The 17053-nt window shown below is 43.5% G+C and carries 17 protein-coding genes; all 17 read right to left on the bottom strand.

Annotation, left to right across the window (positions count from 1 at the left end; all coding sequences use genetic code 11):
* Nucleotides 1–25: 25 nt before the first annotated feature.
* Entirely contained in the window at nucleotides 26–547 is a 522-nt protein-coding gene (gene mreD / locus ATG71_RS11600) for a rod shape-determining protein MreD (protein ID WP_098439738.1), read from the bottom strand.
* Nucleotides 544–1422, bottom strand: a complete 879-nt coding sequence (gene mreC / locus ATG71_RS11595) for a rod shape-determining protein MreC (RefSeq protein WP_098439737.1) — start codon at nucleotides 1420–1422, stop codon at nucleotides 544–546. Before mreC ends, mreD begins: the two co-directional genes overlap by 4 nt.
* A 163-nt stretch (nucleotides 1423–1585) precedes the next feature.
* A complete protein-coding gene (locus tag ATG71_RS11590) occupies nucleotides 1586–2593 on the bottom strand; it encodes a rod shape-determining protein (protein WP_098439736.1) in 1008 nt (335 codons plus the stop codon).
* Nucleotides 2594–2847: 254 nt separating this feature from the next.
* Entirely contained in the window at nucleotides 2848–3558 is a 711-nt protein-coding gene (gene radC / locus ATG71_RS11585; protein ID WP_286162986.1) for a RadC family protein, read from the bottom strand.
* 28 nt (nucleotides 3559–3586) lie between these two features.
* The gene (locus ATG71_RS11580) at nucleotides 3587–4159 is read right to left on the bottom strand and encodes a Maf family protein (RefSeq protein ID WP_098439735.1); all 573 of its coding nucleotides are present in this window, start codon (nucleotides 4157–4159) and stop codon (nucleotides 3587–3589) included.
* 167 nt (nucleotides 4160–4326) lie between these two features.
* Nucleotides 4327–5304: an SPOR domain-containing protein gene (locus ATG71_RS11575; protein WP_098439734.1), complete on the bottom strand. Its 978-nt coding sequence runs from the start codon at nucleotides 5302–5304 to the stop codon at nucleotides 4327–4329.
* Nucleotides 5305–5404: 100 nt separating this feature from the next.
* Complete coding sequence (locus tag ATG71_RS11570) at nucleotides 5405–6184, bottom strand: type II secretion system protein GspM (protein WP_098439733.1); 780 nt, start codon at nucleotides 6182–6184, stop codon at nucleotides 5405–5407.
* On the bottom strand, nucleotides 6181–6807 hold the full coding sequence (locus ATG71_RS11565) for a hypothetical protein (protein ID WP_098439732.1): 627 nt from the start codon (nucleotides 6805–6807) through the stop codon (nucleotides 6181–6183). The genes ATG71_RS11570 and ATG71_RS11565 overlap by 4 nt, the downstream gene beginning before the upstream one ends.
* Nucleotides 6791–7762: a type IV pilus biogenesis protein PilM gene (pilM, locus tag ATG71_RS11560; protein WP_098439731.1), complete on the bottom strand. Its 972-nt coding sequence runs from the start codon at nucleotides 7760–7762 to the stop codon at nucleotides 6791–6793. Before pilM ends, ATG71_RS11565 begins: the two co-directional genes overlap by 17 nt.
* 21 nt (nucleotides 7763–7783) lie before the next feature.
* On the bottom strand, nucleotides 7784–8527 hold the full coding sequence (locus ATG71_RS11555; RefSeq protein ID WP_098439730.1) for a prepilin peptidase: 744 nt from the start codon (nucleotides 8525–8527) through the stop codon (nucleotides 7784–7786).
* 6 nt (nucleotides 8528–8533) lie between these two features.
* Nucleotides 8534–8989 (bottom strand): type II secretion system protein, encoded by a 456-nt coding sequence (locus ATG71_RS11550; protein WP_098439729.1) that lies wholly within the window; start codon nucleotides 8987–8989, stop codon nucleotides 8534–8536.
* A 117-nt stretch (nucleotides 8990–9106) separates the two neighbouring features.
* On the bottom strand, nucleotides 9107–10318 hold the full coding sequence (locus ATG71_RS11545) for a type II secretion system F family protein (protein WP_098439728.1): 1212 nt from the start codon (nucleotides 10316–10318) through the stop codon (nucleotides 9107–9109).
* A gap of 2 nt (nucleotides 10319–10320) precedes the next feature.
* Nucleotides 10321–11358 (bottom strand): type IV pilus twitching motility protein PilT, encoded by a 1038-nt coding sequence (locus ATG71_RS11540; protein ID WP_098439727.1) that lies wholly within the window; start codon nucleotides 11356–11358, stop codon nucleotides 10321–10323.
* 14 nt (nucleotides 11359–11372) lie between these two features.
* A complete protein-coding gene (locus tag ATG71_RS11535; RefSeq protein WP_098439726.1) occupies nucleotides 11373–13031 on the bottom strand; it encodes a GspE/PulE family protein in 1659 nt (552 codons plus the stop codon).
* A 21-nt stretch (nucleotides 13032–13052) separates the two neighbouring features.
* Entirely contained in the window at nucleotides 13053–14408 is a 1356-nt protein-coding gene (locus ATG71_RS11530) for a G5 domain-containing protein (protein ID WP_098439725.1), read from the bottom strand.
* A 29-nt stretch (nucleotides 14409–14437) separates the two neighbouring features.
* On the bottom strand, nucleotides 14438–15085 hold the full coding sequence (locus tag ATG71_RS11525; protein WP_098439724.1) for a hypothetical protein: 648 nt from the start codon (nucleotides 15083–15085) through the stop codon (nucleotides 14438–14440).
* A 182-nt stretch (nucleotides 15086–15267) separates the two neighbouring features.
* Nucleotides 15268–16980, bottom strand: coding sequence for a sensor domain-containing diguanylate cyclase (locus ATG71_RS11520; RefSeq protein ID WP_098439723.1), 1713 nt, complete (start codon nucleotides 16978–16980; stop codon nucleotides 15268–15270).
* Between the last annotated feature and the right edge of the window lie 73 nt (nucleotides 16981–17053).

Below are 17053 nucleotides of genomic sequence, written 5' to 3'. Positions count from 1 at the left end.
TATATGAAAAAATTACTAATGGAATTTATTCATCCAACCACTCTTTCCGTTTATTCAGAAGGTAGTTTCTAAATGGAAATGCAAGAATGATATAAAACAGGACATTCAGGACCAAGGTCGGCCATAAACGCCAGTCGACAAACTGCATGAACGTCAAATCCGTCCTATTGATAATATGGTTGATCTCGTATACCAAAAACTCTAAAACAGAGATATTCATAAGGGTTATGATCCCTAATACAAAGAGGTTATTATGTAACACCTTCATCATCTGATGGGACAAAAAGATGACGAACGGGAATAACACCAGGTAAATCCCATTGATTTCAGTGTAATAAATATCAAATAAGAAGCCAAAGATGAATCCATAAAGAAGTGCGGTCCGGTATTGATAAAATGCACAAATAAAGAACAGCACAATAATCAGGAAATGCGGTACGATCATTTTCTGATCGAACCACTCTTCACTGGGGAAAAGATGGACAAACAGACTTTCACTGTAGAAGAAAAGCAAGGTCATGAACGGAAGGAGGAGCCTGCTGATCATTGCTCTTCCTCCTCAAGCGCGTCCTGTTCCGTCACACCTTGGATTTCACGATCGATGACCATGACATGCTCTAAATGATAGAAATCGGCGGCAGGCTTTACATATGCCGTTTGCGTCAGTCCATATTGATCCGGCTTGACTTCCTTCACTTCACCGATGACCAATCCTTTAGGGAACACGCCACCGAGGCCAGAGGTCATCACTTTGGATCCTTTTTCGACCTTCATATCGTTGGAAATCCGCTTCACCAAAATTTCTTCTTTCTTGCTGTCGTAACCTTCAATCCAACCGTTTATATCCTGTTCTTTACTTTGGATGACGGTGGAAATGCGATTTTTTGTATTATTGGTCGAAATCAATTCGACGGTAGATGAAAATTCATTGACGCTTTTAATCTTTCCGATCAATCCGGCTGAAGAGATGACGGCCATATCCGACTGGATCCCGTTCACTTCACCTTTATCGATGGTGATGAGCTCCTGCCATTGATCCGGATTTCGTGCAATGACGGTTGCCTGAACCGTTTTATAAGCGCGAAGGTTCTCCTTCTTATCCAGGACCGACCGTAATTCATCGTTATCCTGCTTCAGGTCTTTCACTTTTGTTTCAAGCTTGATCAGCTCATCCAAACGCGTTTTCAGTTTTTCGTTTTCTGTGTATGTATTTTGAAGATCTTGAACGTTATCAACAACTCCGGCTACATAATTGACTGGTTTTGAAACCAACGATTGTCCGAATCCTACCATATCTTTCACAAACTGCTCCGGCCAGCTGATACTATCCCGGTCCCGCAAAGAAAATCCGATTAATCCCACCAGGACAATGACACTGACGAGCAGAATGATCAAACGTTTATTCAGGAAGAATTGTGGCATGATGTACACCTCAACCTTTTCTCATTCTAGTAAATACTATATCAAAAATCGTTTATATTTGATATCATTCGTCAAAATATTCATGGTTCTTCGAAAAAAGATGGGGCCGGCCTTAAGGCTGCCCATGCATCCTTAAGGAAACGTCCCCCATTACGATCAATTATTATTTTCCACGTGTTTTAAATAAGTGAATGTGGTCAAGGGCTTTCCCTGTCCCGATTGCCACGCAATCCAGTGGTTCTTCGGCAATAAGTACCGGCATCTTCGTTTCATCGCTGATCACTTTATCAAGATTACGAAGAAGTGCTCCTCCCCCGGTCAGCACGATCCCTCTGTCCATGATGTCAGCTGCAAGTTCAGGTGGAGTCTTCTCAAGCGTACTCTTAACGGCATCAACAATCGTGTAGACGGTATCATGAAGGGCGGATGCGATTTCCACAGCCGTTACTTCAATCGTTTTAGGCAGTCCTGTCAGAAGGTCCCGCCCGCGGATTTCCATCGCTTCGATGCCTTCAGAATCCCCTGCAGAACCAACTTCCATCTTGATTGTTTCCGCTGTACGGTCACCGATCATCAGGTTGTATGTCTTCCGGATATAGTTGATGATCGCATCATCCATTTCATCCCCGGCAACGCGGATCGATTGACTTGTCACGATTCCACCTAAAGAGATGATCGCCACTTCCGTCGTTCCTCCACCGATATCCACGACCATGCTCCCTGTCGGTTCCCATACCGGGAGATTGGCTCCGATCGCCGCTGCGAAAGGCTCTTCAATCGTGTAAGCGTCCCGTGCACCAGCTTGTCTTGTCGCATCGATGACCGCTCTTTCCTCAACCCCTGTAATGCCTGAAGGTACACATATCATGACATAAGGCTTTCGTGAAAAAGCTCCCTTATTTCGTGTCGCCTGCTTTATGTAGTACTTCATCATAGTGGCGGTCGTTTCATAGTCAGCGATGACTCCGTCTTTCATCGGGCGGAGCGCCACGACATTCCCCGGTGTACGACCGATCATGTTCTTGGCGTCATTTCCCACTGCAACGATATGCTTATTTTCTGTTTGAAGTGCCACAACAGAAGGTTCGCGAACGACAATCCCCTTGCCTTTCACGTACACCAATGTGTTAGCAGTTCCTAAATCAATCCCTAAATCTTTCGTTCCAAACATGAATGGTATCTCCCTTTCTGATACAAATTGGCTGGTTTTTATAAAGGTTTATGTGTTTTCATAGGAGAGTTGTCCAATCACTCTCTACCTCTTAATTTTCGTCACAATAATGCTTCGTTCATGCATAACGAAAAGACTCATTCCCTTGTAGAATGACTCTTTTATTTCAGTAAGCCCGCGTTATATTGAATCACGATATTGTTTGTAAAAATCATAAGCTTTATTATATCGTAACCAGGAAAAAAATCATAGTGTCATAAATACCCTTTTTCCTTTAAGCTGATAAACTTCTTCTCCCCTATTATAAGGTGATCGAGTATATCAATACCAATGATTCGACCGCATTCCACCAATCTTTTTGTCACTTCTATGTCTTCCCTGCTCGGAGTCGGATCTCCCGATGGATGGTTGTGGATGCAAATGATGGAGGCAGCGGAGCGGCGGAAGGCTTCTTTAAACACCTCCCTAGGGTGTACGATCGAGGCGTTGAGGCTTCCGATGAAGATGGTTTGCTTGTGTAGGACTTGATTCTTTGTGTTGAGGTATAAGCAGACAAAATGCTCCTGGGCCAAAAACCTCATATCATTCATGACATAGTTGGCCCCGTCTTCAGGGGAACGGATCGAATATCTGTCATCAAAGGCGAGATTGCTGATACGCCGGCCGAATTCCACGGCAGCCATGATCTGGACCGCCTTGGCAAGACCGATCCCTTTCGTTTTCGTGATCTCTTCCAGGGACGCATCCTTTAATAGATTCAATCCGTCGAATTGAGTTAAGAGTCTGTTGGATAATTGAAGAACGGACTCAGATTTTGTTCCTGTCCGGAGTAAAATGGCGAGCAGTTCCTGATTGGACAGGCTGGCTGCTCCGCTTTGGATCATTCTTTCCCGCGGTCTCTCATCCTGGGGGAAATCCCTGATCATCAGCCGGTTTTCTTCCTGCTTTTGCATTGTTTTTACCATTGATTCCTCCTATTCTTACGTGAAGGAGTCATTCTGAAGGAAGATAGCCCATTTCGAGTAGCGCACGATTCACACGTGAAATCGGGAGGCCGACGACTGCGAAATAATCGCCCTTGATTTCTTTGACGAATTTCGCGCCGATTCCCTGGATCCCATATGACCCGGCTTTATCAAAAGGTTCTTCTGTTGCGATATAGTCATCAATCTCTTTAGAGGTTAACTCCCAAAACGTAACATCTGTTTTTTCATAAAAAAGTTTCTCCTCCTCACCATGGAGGATCGCCACACCTGTGTAAACTTCGTGGGAAGAGCCCGAAAGCATCCTGAGCATGTCTTTCGCTTCTTCTTTCGATTCCGGTTTCCCGAGAATCTTACCGTCTTTTGTCACAACGGTGTCAGAGCCGATCACATAGTGAGAGGGATGTTGATTCGATATTACCTTGGCTTTTTTCTTTGCGAGATACATGACGACTTCAAGGGGCATTAAATCAGAAGAAAAGGTTTCATCTACACTTGAGGCCATAATGGAAAAAGAGAGTTGAATTTGTTCGAGAAGTTCTTTTCGTCGGGGAGATTGTGAAGCGAGTATGAGGTTGGACACACCATACCATTCCTTTCAGGGTAATTGGGAGATACAAACTTATACTACCAAATCCCACCATAGTAAACAAGTGAAAACAGAGCTGCCTCGGTACAAGGGAAGAATCCCACGTACCGAGGCAGCTCAAGGACCATTATTTCCTAGAAAATAGTCTAATTCAGTCGAAATTATAACCCGCTATATAGTTGAAGATAAGATAATAAATTCTCTTGAACTTTTTGTGCGTCTTCTTGAGATTTCATCGCCGCTGCGAGATTCCCTGCATCCATCAATGATTTCTTCATGGAGGCGATGGAATCCTGACCGACCTTGATTCCTTCCAATTCCTCCATTCCGGATTGAATCGTTTTGATGGCGGCTTCATCTGCAGTCCCCCCGGTCATTCCACTGCTGCTGGCCTGGGCTATAGCGCCGAAGAGAGCATTCCCTTTTTCCAGGAACGTTTTTTCTTCTTTTGAAGCATTGACCCCTTTGGATCCCATCACAAAATCCTTCGCATAAACGTCCACCCCTTGATCCTTCAGTTTCCCGCCAAGGGTTTTGGCCGTTTCCAAGTCACCGGAAACTCCGAGCAACAAAAAGAATTGGCCATCTTTTTCCACAGATGCACTAGGAAGACCTTTTGCCCCTAAACTATCCTTCATGGCCTTCATCGCTTCTTCTGTCGAAAACACACCACCCTGTAGAATGGAGGTAGAAAAATCCTTTAATTCGACGGCAGAAACCGCCTGCTGATCGTCCGTTTTCCCTGTTGAGGTGTTATCCTCCAGCGTTGCAGCAGGTGCAGCCGGTCCATCGGTCGTCGTAATCACCTTAAGGGTCCCGAAACCAAGGACCGCCCCCACAACGATCGCCCCTATCAAAGACATGACCAGGTTGACCGAATCCTGAAACGGGTTAATAAACGATTTTTTCTTCTTCTTACTTCCAGACACATAATGGATCTTTTTATATTCCTGTGGAGGCTCGGCTTCTTCATCGGGAAGGATCCAATCAAACCCGTCATCCTTCGCCTCTTCCCCGGCAGCTGTTTCCGATTCCCCCAACTTCCAATCGTACACAAGGAGATCTTCATCAAACTTCGTTTTTTCCCCATTGATTTTAATAGAAATCTTTTTGTCGTTTTTCTCACGATCGCCCATCATCGCCACCCTCCTTCATCTATTTTTTTCCATGCTATCACATCCCATAAAAAAAAGAACAAGACTTTTGTCGTCTTGTCCTAAGAGGTTTTCGTCAAATTTTTTAGTTATCTGGAAAGGCTGTGTCAGCTTGCCTTTCGGCAGTTCCGTCTTCCGACGAAGGATCCGTATACTGGATAAATGGATTCTTCTTCAATGAAGGAGCCGGACTATCAATCGATGGCAGACCGTCTTGTAAGTCAGATAGACCCGGTATATAAAAGGCCGATGCCACAAGTTGAAAAATGAGTGGCTCTGGACCCTTTTCCGACAAAACGGGACTCATTTCCTCCCTGCCCTGGATCAAAAGTTGATTCACTTCAACAATCCTCGGAAGATTTTCTAATTCATGGATGAATTTCTCCATCTCAAAATAGTTTTCCGATTGTACAGTCATTGTCATTTGCAATCTTTTGACCCCTGAATGGTCATTTCCAGACTCTTGTGGATTTGAAGAACCTTGTGAATCCCCCTCGAGGCTATCATCATTTTCTTCACTTGAATAAGCAAAATCTTCTTTTGCAAAATTGATGGATTGTATCTCACTTTGAGATAATACTTCCGCTTTCTCTAGTTGCAGGATAATCTGTTCTGTTAACGGTTCAACGGGAATTTGATTTTGCAAAGTATGAATATCTTTGTACGAATGAGTTTCAATCTGCTCTGTCTTCGCTTCGACTGCTGATAGAATTTTTTGTTCTGTCTTTAATTCCTTCTGTTTCATTTCCAACCTGTCTTGTTGAGGAGAATAGACAAAGTAATAAAAGAGAAACAGAGAAAACAGGCATACGAATGCACTCACGATCAATAGCAGCCTTTCTTTCTTAGTCAGTGAGGAAATCATTCTTCATCCCCCTCTTCTAATGAGGTTTCTTCCGCTTCCTTTGACTCTTGAAGCTTTTTCGAATCCAGTGTCAGGGAGTACTCGACTAGGTACCTTGGAGCCACTTCATTATCAGCCGAAAGCATATTTTCACTTGCTGTGGTCTCAGTATTCATTTCAAGAACTTCCGCTTCCCGGATCCACTCCACTTCTTTTAAATGATGCAGATAGTAGGCTGCTTCTCGTGAAGAATCAAATTGGATGGAGGCATTGATCGTTTGTCTACCACTATACTCCAATGATTGGATGAACCCTCGGGGAGGAAGCAAAGAAATTAATTCATTAAGAACCGGTACGGTTTTGACCGGATAGTCCATCATCGATTCAACCGTTCTTTCGAGATCTTTCATTCCTTGGGTGGATTCTGAATCAAGCAACTTTGTTTGCTGGACTTCAATGAGCTGCTCCGTTTGGGAAATGCTTCTAACTGTGCTTTCCGTTTCCATATGAACACTTCGGAGAGAGAAAAAGAAATAAAGGGAACCTACTAAGAATAATAGAAGAATGATGGCCAAAGAATAAACAAAAACGGGTCCTTTCTTTTCCTTTTCAGGCAATAGATTAATATCAATGAGATTCAACATATTGCACCTCTTTTAACGCAAGACCCAGGGCGATGACAAACTTATCAGAAATCCTTCCGTCTTCTACAGTTTTTATCTCTTTCAGAGATTGATATTGCACAGGAATGTTCAGTCTATCCTCAAGAGAAGATTCAATCTTTCGCAGGTTCGGGTGATCACCACTAATCAGAGCCCTTTCCACAAAAAACTCTCCTTTGTGAAGGGAATACTGATAAAAGTTCATGACTTTTTCGATTTCACTAAAGGCTTCCTCTACATTTCTCCAGGCAAGATGGTCTTCCATCAATACATCCTGGTTATTTTCTTCCAACACAATAGGCCTTGTAAAGATCGGTTGATGTCCAAGAAAAATCGAAACCGTTAATAATTTTTCATCAAAATGAAGGAACATCGTGTGTTCCTGTGGGGATATTGTTCCCCTCTCGATTGATAATCGATAAAGAGCGAGGGGAGAAATATCAGCCACTATCGGTTTCAGTTTGACCTTTTCCAGGAGATCTTTATAGCTATCCACCACATCCTGATGCGATGCGACCAAAAGGACTTCCCTACTCTCTTCAGATTCGTTTGTCATGGCATAGTCGAAGACGGGATCCTCAAAAGGTAAATGAATGCTAGTGCCGATTTCAAGGAACAGATACCCTTCTATCTCATCCTGCTTAATATCCTCGGGAATGGTTACTTTTCGCAAAACGACAAACGGATCCGGAACGATGAATCGCACGGATCTTCCTTTCAACCCCCACTCTTCTACACATTCTTCTAAAATAAATGACAGAGTCTGTTCATCAATGATTTTCCCGCCTTTAATGATGTTTTCAGGAAGTGTGCGCTCCCCGTATGCTTGAACAAGTAGAGGCGAAGTATGCTTCAACTCTAGATAGCGGATGGAATTGTCTGTGAATACAATATTGGATGTTTTTTGGCTAGCAGAGAGAAACGATAAAAATCCCATAAAATGAACCCTTTCTTTACATTAATAGAAAAACGATAGATAGGCAGATAAAAGGACATCACCATACAAATAAGCAAGAATGGTGCCAAGGGCGATAAATGGACCAAATGGAATCGCCTTCCCTCTTTCTATCAATTTGAACGCCAATGCGATTAATCCGAAGACTGCCCCGAAGAAAGTTGCAAGCATAAAGGAAAGAATCATGACCTTTAATCCCACAACAAAGCCGATTACAGCATATAACTTGATGTCCCCTCCGCCCATGCCGCCTTTACTCACAACGGCGATAAGGAGCAGAAGTCCGAAGCCGGCTGCAGCTCCTATCAAGCTGTCCCACCAGGGAGTCAGCGAAATGACCAGGCGCTCCATTAAAAACAGTCCAGAAAAAAACAGAAGGATTTTATCAGGGATGACCATATACTTCAAATCAGAAACCGTGATGATGATGAACAATGAAATAAGGGTCCAGGCGACAAGCAGTTCCCAGTGTATTCCAAACTCTATGTAAGCTAGTACAAAAAGACCAGCAGTCAAAGCTTCCATAAACGGATATAAAGGAGAAATGCGCCCGTGACAGCGGCGGCATTTCCCCTTTTGAATAAGATAAGAAAAGACAGGAAGCAGCTCGATCGCAGTCAATTGATGACCACAATAAGGACAGCTCGACCTTGGCTTTACGATGGATTTCTTTAATGGCACCCTGAGGCCGACTACGTTGTAGAAGGAGCCTAGGAGGAGTGCGTAGAGAGTGATTAGTATAACCATAGAATATTATTGTTTTGTTTTTGTTTCTGTTTCAGTTTCTGGGATGGACGTAGCCCCTTTTGCTGAATCATTAATGTCTTTGATAGTTGCTTTTGTAAAGTCGATTTCGACACTACCTTTTTTACCTTTGCCTGTTAAAGCCAAACTATTGTCTTCTTCAATTGATACTGTATAACCACTTTGCATGATATCTCCATTATTATCTAAATAATCTTTTAACTGATCAGCACCAATTGATGTTGTCCCTTCAGTGATTTTTTCAGAAGAAACGTATAGCTTTGCTGCATTTAATACTTGAATTCCCTCTGCTTTAACCGCATCTTCACGTGACTTCTCAATAATGTTTCCAATACTCGGTACCGCAATCGCCGCAATAATCCCCAAAATCACAATGACGGCAAGAAGCTCGACCAGTGTCAAACCTCTCTCATTCTTCAACATCTTTTTCATTTTCTTCAACATTTTCTTTTTTCCTCCTCATTATCATATGTAGTACTTTAGTACTCTTTTAATCTATCTTTATTATACATCAGGGAAAATAAAAGATAAGTCTAAATGTGTAAAATATTATCAAAATTGCTAGAAATTTTGGACATTGTTAAATATTTCAAACATCGGCACCATAATCGCTGTGACAATTGTCCCTACCAAACCCGCTAACAGGACGATCATCAGTGGTTCGATAAGGGCTTTCAATTGATCCGTTGCGTTTTCGACTTCCTTTTCGTAAAAATCGGCCACTTTCGAAAGCATGCTGTCGAGTGAGCCCGTCTCTTCACCGATCGAAATCATCTGGGAAACCAGGGGTGGAAAGGCCCAATGTTTTTTCATTGGCTCCGTCAATGTCCCACCTTTTTCCAATGACTCCCTTGACTCCTTTAGAACCGATGCCATCACTTCATTTTCCACGACCCGTTCCACTATCGCCAGAGACTGAAGTATAGGGACAGAGCTTGAAAAAAGGGAGCTCAACGTTCTGGTCATTCGGGCGAGAACCGCTTTCTGAATCAATTTACCGAAGACGGGGATCCTCAGGATAAAATAATCCAGGTAGTATTTCGTTTCTTTTCTTTGCCGCACCATCCCGATCCCCGTGATACTAAGTATCACTAGGAGCAAAAGCACATACCAGAACCTCTGGACCGTTTCACTTGCCCCAAGGACGAAGCGGGTGATTAAAGGTAATTCTCCCCCGAAATCGTCAAACATATCCACAAAGGTGGGAACCACGGCAGCAAGTAAAAAAATGACAACGCCGATGGCAATGACCCCGACGACAGCAGGATAGGAAAGGGCTGCGATCACTTTTTGTCGTGTTCCATGCTGTTTTTCATAGTGATCTCCCAGTCTTTCTAGGGTTTCATCCAGACTACCCGTCGCTTCCCCCGCTTTCAGCATATTGATGAAGAGAGGCTCAAACACTTTCTGATGCTTTCCGAATGCTTCAGAGAGTGGATGTCCTTCCTTCAGCTCAATTTCTATGTCCATGAGGATTTTTGTCAAGGCTTTGCTTTCTGTTTGACTGCTCAGTATACGGGTCGCGTCCACCACTGTCACCCCCGCTTTTAAAAGGGTGGAAAATTGCCTCAGGAATATGACCAGATGCTGAAGCTTAACAGGATTCCCGAATGTGATTTCTTTTGTCAAAAGGGTTTCCGGGATTTCCTGGACGGAAATAATGCGAATGCCTTGATTTTTCAGGCGAAGCATGGCCTCCTTTTTGGAAGGGGCCGTTATTTGACCTTTTTTCTTCCCTTTTTTATCCCGTCCCTCGTACTTGAATCTGGCCATGGTTAACTATTCTCCTTGAGAAACGGTAAAGCGGTTTCTTTGGAAATAATACCCGCGTGGAGGAATCTGCTTACATTCGATTCGAATAATTCCATCCCAAGTGCTTTGGAGGTTTGCATAACCGTCGGGATCTGGTGGATCTTCTCCGACCTAATCAGATTGGCCACTGCTGAAGTATTCAGAAGGATTTCCGTCACGGCGATTCTTCCCTCCTTATTAACCGTAGGAAGCAGGCGTTGAGCGATGACTCCCTGAAGGACGGATGCAAGCTGGACGCGAACCTGGGATTGCTGTTCTGCAGGAAAGACATCGATGATTCGTTCAATTGTCGAAACCGCACTGGATGTGTGAAGTGTCCCCAGAACTAAATGCCCGGTTTCGGCTGCCGTAATGGCGGTTTGTATGGTTTCCAGATCCCGCATTTCCCCAACGAGAATGACATCGGGATCCTGCCTTAAGGCGCTTCTGAGACCGTAGGCAAAGGACTTAGTGTCAAACCCGACTTCCCGTTGATCGATTAAGGAAGAGCCGTGCTTATGTAAATATTCGATGGGATCCTCAAGCGTAATGATATGCTTCCTCATGGTCTGATTCATATAGTGAATCATGGAAGCAAGGGTAGTCGACTTCCCGCTTCCTGTAGGACCAGTCACCAACACCAGCCCCTGATGTTTTTCGGCTATTTTCATGATGACGGGTGGAAGCTTGAGCTCTTCCAGGGTCGGGATATTTCTTGGCACTACCCGCAACGCGATGGAAATACAGGAGCGTTGAAAATAGGCATTCACCCTGAAGCGCGAAACGCCCGGTAAAGCATAGGAAAAGTCCAGCTCTCCCCTTTCCTTGAAATCCATCCACAGATGTTCAGGAATTATGGCTCTTGCCATGACCTCCGTATCTTCAGGTTTCAATGGTCCCTGTCCGTACCTTTTCAAATCACCATGAATGCGGAATACCGGAGCTGATCCTATCGTTAAATGAATATCCGAAGCCTTTAATTCATATGCTGCCCGTAGTAATTGATCGATTCGTTCCTTCATGCCATACACCTTCTTTACTCAATTGCTACTCGCAGAATTTCTTCCGTCGTGGTTAATCCTTGCTTGACTTTAAACAATCCATCATCCAGAAGAAAAATAGTTTTATTTTTTAAAGCTACTTCTCTTAATGTGTTAAGAAATTGATTGTTCATGATGATCCTTTTCATTTCATCATTTACGACCAGTACTTCATGAATGGCCATCCTGCCCTTATAGCCGGTCATGTTGCATGACGCGCAGCCTTGGCCCCGGACAATCCGGTCAATCGTCATGCCCCTTCGTTCAAAGATCTCTATTTCCCTGTTGGAAGGTGCTTCTTCTCGTGCACAATCCCTGCACACTTTCCGGACCAGTCTCTGAGCCACTATTCCACTGACGGATGTGGCAACCAAGAAGGGTTCGACCCCCATATCGATCAGACGGGTCACAGTACTTAACGAATCATTCGTATGAATGGTACTGAGAACCAGATGCCCCGTCAAAGAGGCCCGTATCGCCACTTCCGCCGTTTCCCGATCGCGCACTTCCCCCACCATGATGATATTGGGGTCCTGTCTCAGTATGGACCGGAGACCTGTTGCAAAAGTAAGACCAACATTTGAATTGACCTGTATCTGGTTTACTCCTTCTAATTGATACTCTACTGGATCTTCAACGGTAATAATATTGACTTCTTCACTATTCAGCTTATTCAAAGCGGCATAAAGAGTGGATGACTTACCTGAACCGGTCGGCCCCGTAATAAGGACAATTCCGGTCGGCCGGTCAATCAGTTCCTGAAATCGTTTCAGGTTTAAGCTGTTGAATCCAAGTTGACCCAAATCATTCAAGGAGGAACTCAGGTCCAGTATACGGAGGACGATTTTTTCTCCATAAACAGTCGGAAGCGTGGACACCCTTATGTCAATGGGACGAAAATCGATATTTGTTTTGATCCTTCCATCCTGAGGGACTCTGTGTTCTGTGATATCCAATTGAGACATAATTTTGATCCGGGCCGTCAACATGCTTTGCATGTGCTTAGGAAGGGCTCTATCCGTTCGCAGAATACCATCCACCCGGTAGCGTATAAGTACTTTTGTCTCATGAGGATCAATATGAATATCACTTGCCTTTTGAGTCATGGCGTTTGACAATAATTGATTCACTAATTTGGCGATGGGCGAATCCTGATCTGTTAATGTTTCATCCTCTAACTGAGGACGATCATTTTCCAACCCTTTCAGCTCTTCAAAGCTTTCATCCATATCATAATACTTATTAATCGATCGCAGAATATCATCTTTTGTTGCGATCGCTGTTTCAATATAGAATCCCGTGGACAATCGCAAATCCTCAATCGCATAGAAATCCATAGGGTCCGCCATGGCGACAAAAAGCTTATCTCCTTCTTTTTTTAAAGGGATCATCAAATTCCGCTTGGCCAACTCTTTTGGGATGAGATGGAACAACTTGGGATCGAACGGATACCGGAATAAACTGACATGTGGAATACCGAGCTGGAATTCGAGCACTTCGATTAACTGTTGCTCCGTTATATACCCTTTTTGTAAGATAGCATCTCCAAGTTTCTGTTCTTTTCCTTTTTCTCGCAGGGCGGATTGAAGCATTTCTTCCGTTAACAAACCTGATTCAACCAATAAGTCCCCTAATCGTTTCCTCTCTTGGGCCATGATATTCCACCTGACTTCTTTTTATTTCATATTTGACAATGAAAGATCTGTTTCTGATGGAAGAACATCCTCACCATCTGCATTTTCAGGTGAGGCATTCTCCTCTGTTTCATTGGGATTTGCAGGACCATATTGATCTGTTGGATCAGAACTTTCCCCAGCGGGTACAACTTCATTCTGGGAACCCGATGCACTCTCATTTGTTTCAGCTGTGGGTTCTGGTTTCTCCACCACATAGTCCTTCATGCTATGTATCTCTTCTATAAAGACCGGAAGATAAAAGTCCTCAGAAATTCTTTCTTCCTTAAGAAGTTCTCCGTTCTTTGTTTCGAAACTTCTCCATACTTCAATTTTCATGCCGTTACGTCCTTCTTCTTTTACCTTTACTTCCCCTTTATTTAGATAAGGGCTGTACTGTTTAATCACTTTCGGTTTGAACGTTTGCTCATTCCGACGGTCTACGATAATCTCATACGGCATCTCTGCACCAGTGAGGGCTAGTGAAAAACTATCCCCTTGTCTATTCAGTATAATTTTATACACAGCGTCATTTGGATTGGTGAAAATAAAATCATCACCCTGATCCTGATTGACGTATGCCTCAAACCCCAGATCAATATCTTCTGGAAGTTCCCTTCCCTGGTTTCTCTCGATCACTTCAAAGTTCGTTGGCAGGATCAACTGATATAAGTAGGACGCAAAAGTACTTAATTCTTGATTGGACATGCCTGTAAAAGCTTCTTCGTTCAAGAATGTCAAAAGAGAAAACGAGGAGCTTCCTTCTAATTCTATTTCTTCGGATGTATCAAATAGATTCTGCAGTCCAGGAGTGGATGTTATCCCTTCCATATTGATTTCAGAAATGATTTCAATGGAATCAGACTGAATGAAAAAATCTTCGATAGGAAGGTTTTCGTCAGTATCATCTAAATTCGCTGCATGTTCTCTGATCTCTTGCCCAAGTCCTTCTAAATCGAGCATACTGGTATTCACTTCGTTTGAAGATAGAAGGGAATCAAGTCCGTCCAAGCTGACCAAAAGCGGGGCTTCCCCTCCTTGAGTCGCTTCCTGAAGGGACGCGGCAGGATCGAATCGAAATAATTTGGAGTTTAAAGGGATGATTGTGTCCATATAAGAGAGGGTCATGGACTGATTTCCCTTCCACTCCTCTATTTTGTGATTTATTTCGTCTTCTGCTTTTGGATAAGATAGGGTGGATACATCGATATTTCCAATCTTTGTACCCTCTAGGAAGGCCTGATTGGGCGAAAATAAACGATCATATGCAAAAGCTCCCAAATGAGCAAAACCGAACACATAAATGCTGCATAACACAAAAAAAACGGATAGTTTCGTAAATGGAAACGTTTTGCCCATCAGAGATGCCCCTTTTTAACTAGTTTCGTTTAATTCTTTGACTCGAAAAATAATCGATTATATTCTTCCTCTTCTTCTTTAGAAGGTCCTGAAGAGGGAATCGTATTAGCTGATGAGGGAACTCTTTGTTTTGAAAAAGAGTCCCAATCTTGTAATTGCAATTCGAAGTCATCCAGTTCCTCCCCATCCGTTTGAGAAGAATGGATCGGGTGTTTCTCTCCTTCTTTATTCAAGTCCTCATCCAGATTTTCTTCCATAGAGTTTACGGTTGAAATTAGACCTAAAGGAATTTCTTCTATAAACCCTTCCTTTTCAACCCCACTTTCTACCTTTGGAAGAGTAATAGGATCCTGACCAGTCTCTTCCATTATTTCTTGTTTACTCTTTTCTTTGCTGTACGGTTCGAAATGATTTTCAGATGTATTCGAGGAATGAAGGAATAAAGGTCTTAATCTTGTTTCAAGGAAGTAGGTACTAAGAAGCAGTAATAAAGCGAATATAACCATTACCTGATAAAGAGGAATAACGCTGCTGATCACTAAACACAATAAAGTAAGGAAAAAAGCCCCTGTAGAAATCAGAACTTTGTGCTTAAAGGTCCATTTTATGGGGGTGAACACGACAACAGGGAGCAATAATAAATAGCCCACGACTGCAAACACTACTAAATCAATCACATTCACTCCTCCATTTCATGATTGATTCGATGAAAAATAACAAAATTCGACTACTACTATTTTAGTATATATAGAGGAAAATGGAAAGCTGCTATCAGCATATATGGTTAAAAAATAGAGTAAAAGTCATAGTTACCCTTTCCCCGTCAAAAAACACCTTCAAAGGAAGGTGTCCAGCTTTTCTATTTCACATACTGCGCCACCCGGTTCCTCCCCGCCTGCTTCGCCCCAGTATAAAGGGCCCGGTCGGCATGACGGATGAGGGCCATGGTGTCGTCTGCATCCTGGGGTGCGGTGGATACGCCGATGCTCGCCGTGATCCTGACCATTATCTGTTTGTTGGATTCGTCCAGGCTGTCATGGAGAGTGAACGGCTGATTGGCAATCGTGCCCCTGACGTATTCTGCGATGCGGAGTGCCTCTTCCCGTTCCGTGTCGGGAAGGAGGATCACAAATTCCTCCCCGCCGTATCTTGCGACGGTTCCTTTAGTCGAAATCAATGCACGCAAGCGTTCCGCCAGTTGTATGAGGATTTCGTTACCACTCTGGTGACCGTAGTTATCATTGATCACTTTGAAGTGGTCAAGATCCAGCATGATGAGGGACAGGGTCTTTCTCTTTCCTGCTTCGAGATGATTGTATTCCATGGAAAGGAGATCCTCGAAGTAGCGGTAATTGTATAGGCCAGTGAGGGCGCATCGTTCACTGTTCTTTTTCGTCCGTTCATGGTGCCTTGCATTGGCAATGGCAATCCCGAAATAGGAGCATAGGATATCGACGATCATTAATTGGAATTTCTCATACGCTTTCTTTTTGGAGGAAGCGAGGAGAAGGATACCTCTCACCTTCTGGCTCCTGACGATTGGCACGCATAACACGCTTTCCACATCCTCCGGCATATAGCCTTCGGCGATATCGGTCCATTCCGACCGGGACGTATACAGGACGGATTTCCCCGTTTCCCAGACCACTCCGCTGATCCCCTGATTTTTCTGGAGGGGACGAAGGTTATTCGATTTCATTTCCCCATTTTCAAAACGTCTGAGAAGCACCAACCCCTCCTCATGGCAGTCGAGGATATACGCATATTCGACAGGAAGGGTTTCGATGATCTTCTCGATGAAAATATCCAGGACTTCTTTGACCTTGAGGCTTTCTGTGAGTTGATGCCCGATTTCCCCTGCTTTTTGGAGGTATTCATTGATATTCTCGGATGAATTGTAGAGCTTTAAGATGATGGAGAGACTGACAAACGGGACTCCAATCAGCAACGAGGCAAACGCTCCCAGTTCAAATGTCAAATAGTAAAGTGAGAGAGAAAGAGGGAACATGATCATATTGGCGGTGAAATCCCACACAAAGTCTTTACTGTAAAAACGCACGTCATTGTTAGCCACATAATGATGATAGACAAGGAGGAGGACCTGATTGATCATAATGGATACGATCTGGTAACAAAGGATCGGTAGGATCAGCTGACTGAGTTCCCTTTCGGCGATCTCCCCTCCCACCATAAAATAGATCAGCCCACTGATGTATGAAACCAAAAAGAACATCAGTGAATTCAATGGGATCCTGTGCCAGTCGCTTTTCGTCACCCGTAGCCTGATGAGCAAGGGGATGATGGAGAACTGCATCAAAACGATCTCAATAAATAGACCATACTTGATGAACCCGACGAGTGTCACCCACTGGATGAAGAAGATGGTCGCACCGTTGATCACGATGGGCATCAGGGGAATAAAAGTGGCAAATGCCACCAATGTGATAAACTCAAGCTCATTCCCTGCAATATTTTCAGGAGGATAGTATTGATATGTAAAATATAAACCAGCCGGTACAACCGCAAGCCATGCAAGCAATATATACAGCTTTTTCTTCAATGGTAACGTCATATCTATCCCCCATAGGTTTTCCATGAATTTAATATAGTCTGATCATACTATACTAGTTAAATAGTCACAAGTT

The sequence above is a fragment of the Bacillus sp. es.034 genome (assembly GCF_002563655.1).
Taxonomy (GTDB): domain Bacteria; phylum Bacillota; class Bacilli; order Bacillales; family Bacillaceae_B; genus Rossellomorea.
The sequence above is the reverse complement of the archived record's forward strand: the minus strand, read 5'-3'. Positions and strand labels throughout refer to the sequence as shown.

Coding starts and splice junctions, on each gene's coding strand:
- ATG71_RS11530 (WP_098439725.1), bottom strand. CDS start 14,408: ATGGGCAAAACGTTTCCATTTACGAAACTATCCGTTTTTTTTGTGTTA.
- mreD (WP_098439738.1), bottom strand. CDS start 547: ATGATCAGCAGGCTCCTCCTTCCGTTCATGACCTTGCTTTTCTTCTAC.
- ATG71_RS11575 (WP_098439734.1), bottom strand. CDS start 5,304: ATGATGGGCGATCGTGAGAAAAACGACAAAAAGATTTCTATTAAAATC.
- ATG71_RS11545 (WP_098439728.1), bottom strand. CDS start 10,318: ATGGCCAGATTCAAGTACGAGGGACGGGATAAAAAAGGGAAGAAAAAA.
- ATG71_RS11565 (WP_098439732.1), bottom strand. CDS start 6,807: ATGTTGAATCTCATTGATATTAATCTATTGCCTGAAAAGGAAAAGAAA.
- ATG71_RS11520 (WP_098439723.1), bottom strand. CDS start 16,980: ATGACGTTACCATTGAAGAAAAAGCTGTATATATTGCTTGCATGGCTT.
- radC (WP_286162986.1), bottom strand. CDS start 3,558: ATGGTAAAAACAATGCAAAAGCAGGAAGAAAACCGGCTGATGATCAGG.
- ATG71_RS11555 (WP_098439730.1), bottom strand. CDS start 8,527: ATGGTTATACTAATCACTCTCTACGCACTCCTCCTAGGCTCCTTCTAC.
- ATG71_RS11535 (WP_098439726.1), bottom strand. CDS start 13,031: ATGGCCCAAGAGAGGAAACGATTAGGGGACTTATTGGTTGAATCAGGT.
- ATG71_RS11550 (WP_098439729.1), bottom strand. CDS start 8,989: ATGTTGAAGAAAATGAAAAAGATGTTGAAGAATGAGAGAGGTTTGACA.
- ATG71_RS11590 (WP_098439736.1), bottom strand. CDS start 2,593: ATGTTTGGAACGAAAGATTTAGGGATTGATTTAGGAACTGCTAACACA.
- ATG71_RS11540 (WP_098439727.1), bottom strand. CDS start 11,358: ATGAAGGAACGAATCGATCAATTACTACGGGCAGCATATGAATTAAAG.
- ATG71_RS11570 (WP_098439733.1), bottom strand. CDS start 6,184: ATGATTTCCTCACTGACTAAGAAAGAAAGGCTGCTATTGATCGTGAGT.
- mreC (WP_098439737.1), bottom strand. CDS start 1,422: ATGCCACAATTCTTCCTGAATAAACGTTTGATCATTCTGCTCGTCAGT.
- pilM (WP_098439731.1), bottom strand. CDS start 7,762: ATGGGATTTTTATCGTTTCTCTCTGCTAGCCAAAAAACATCCAATATT.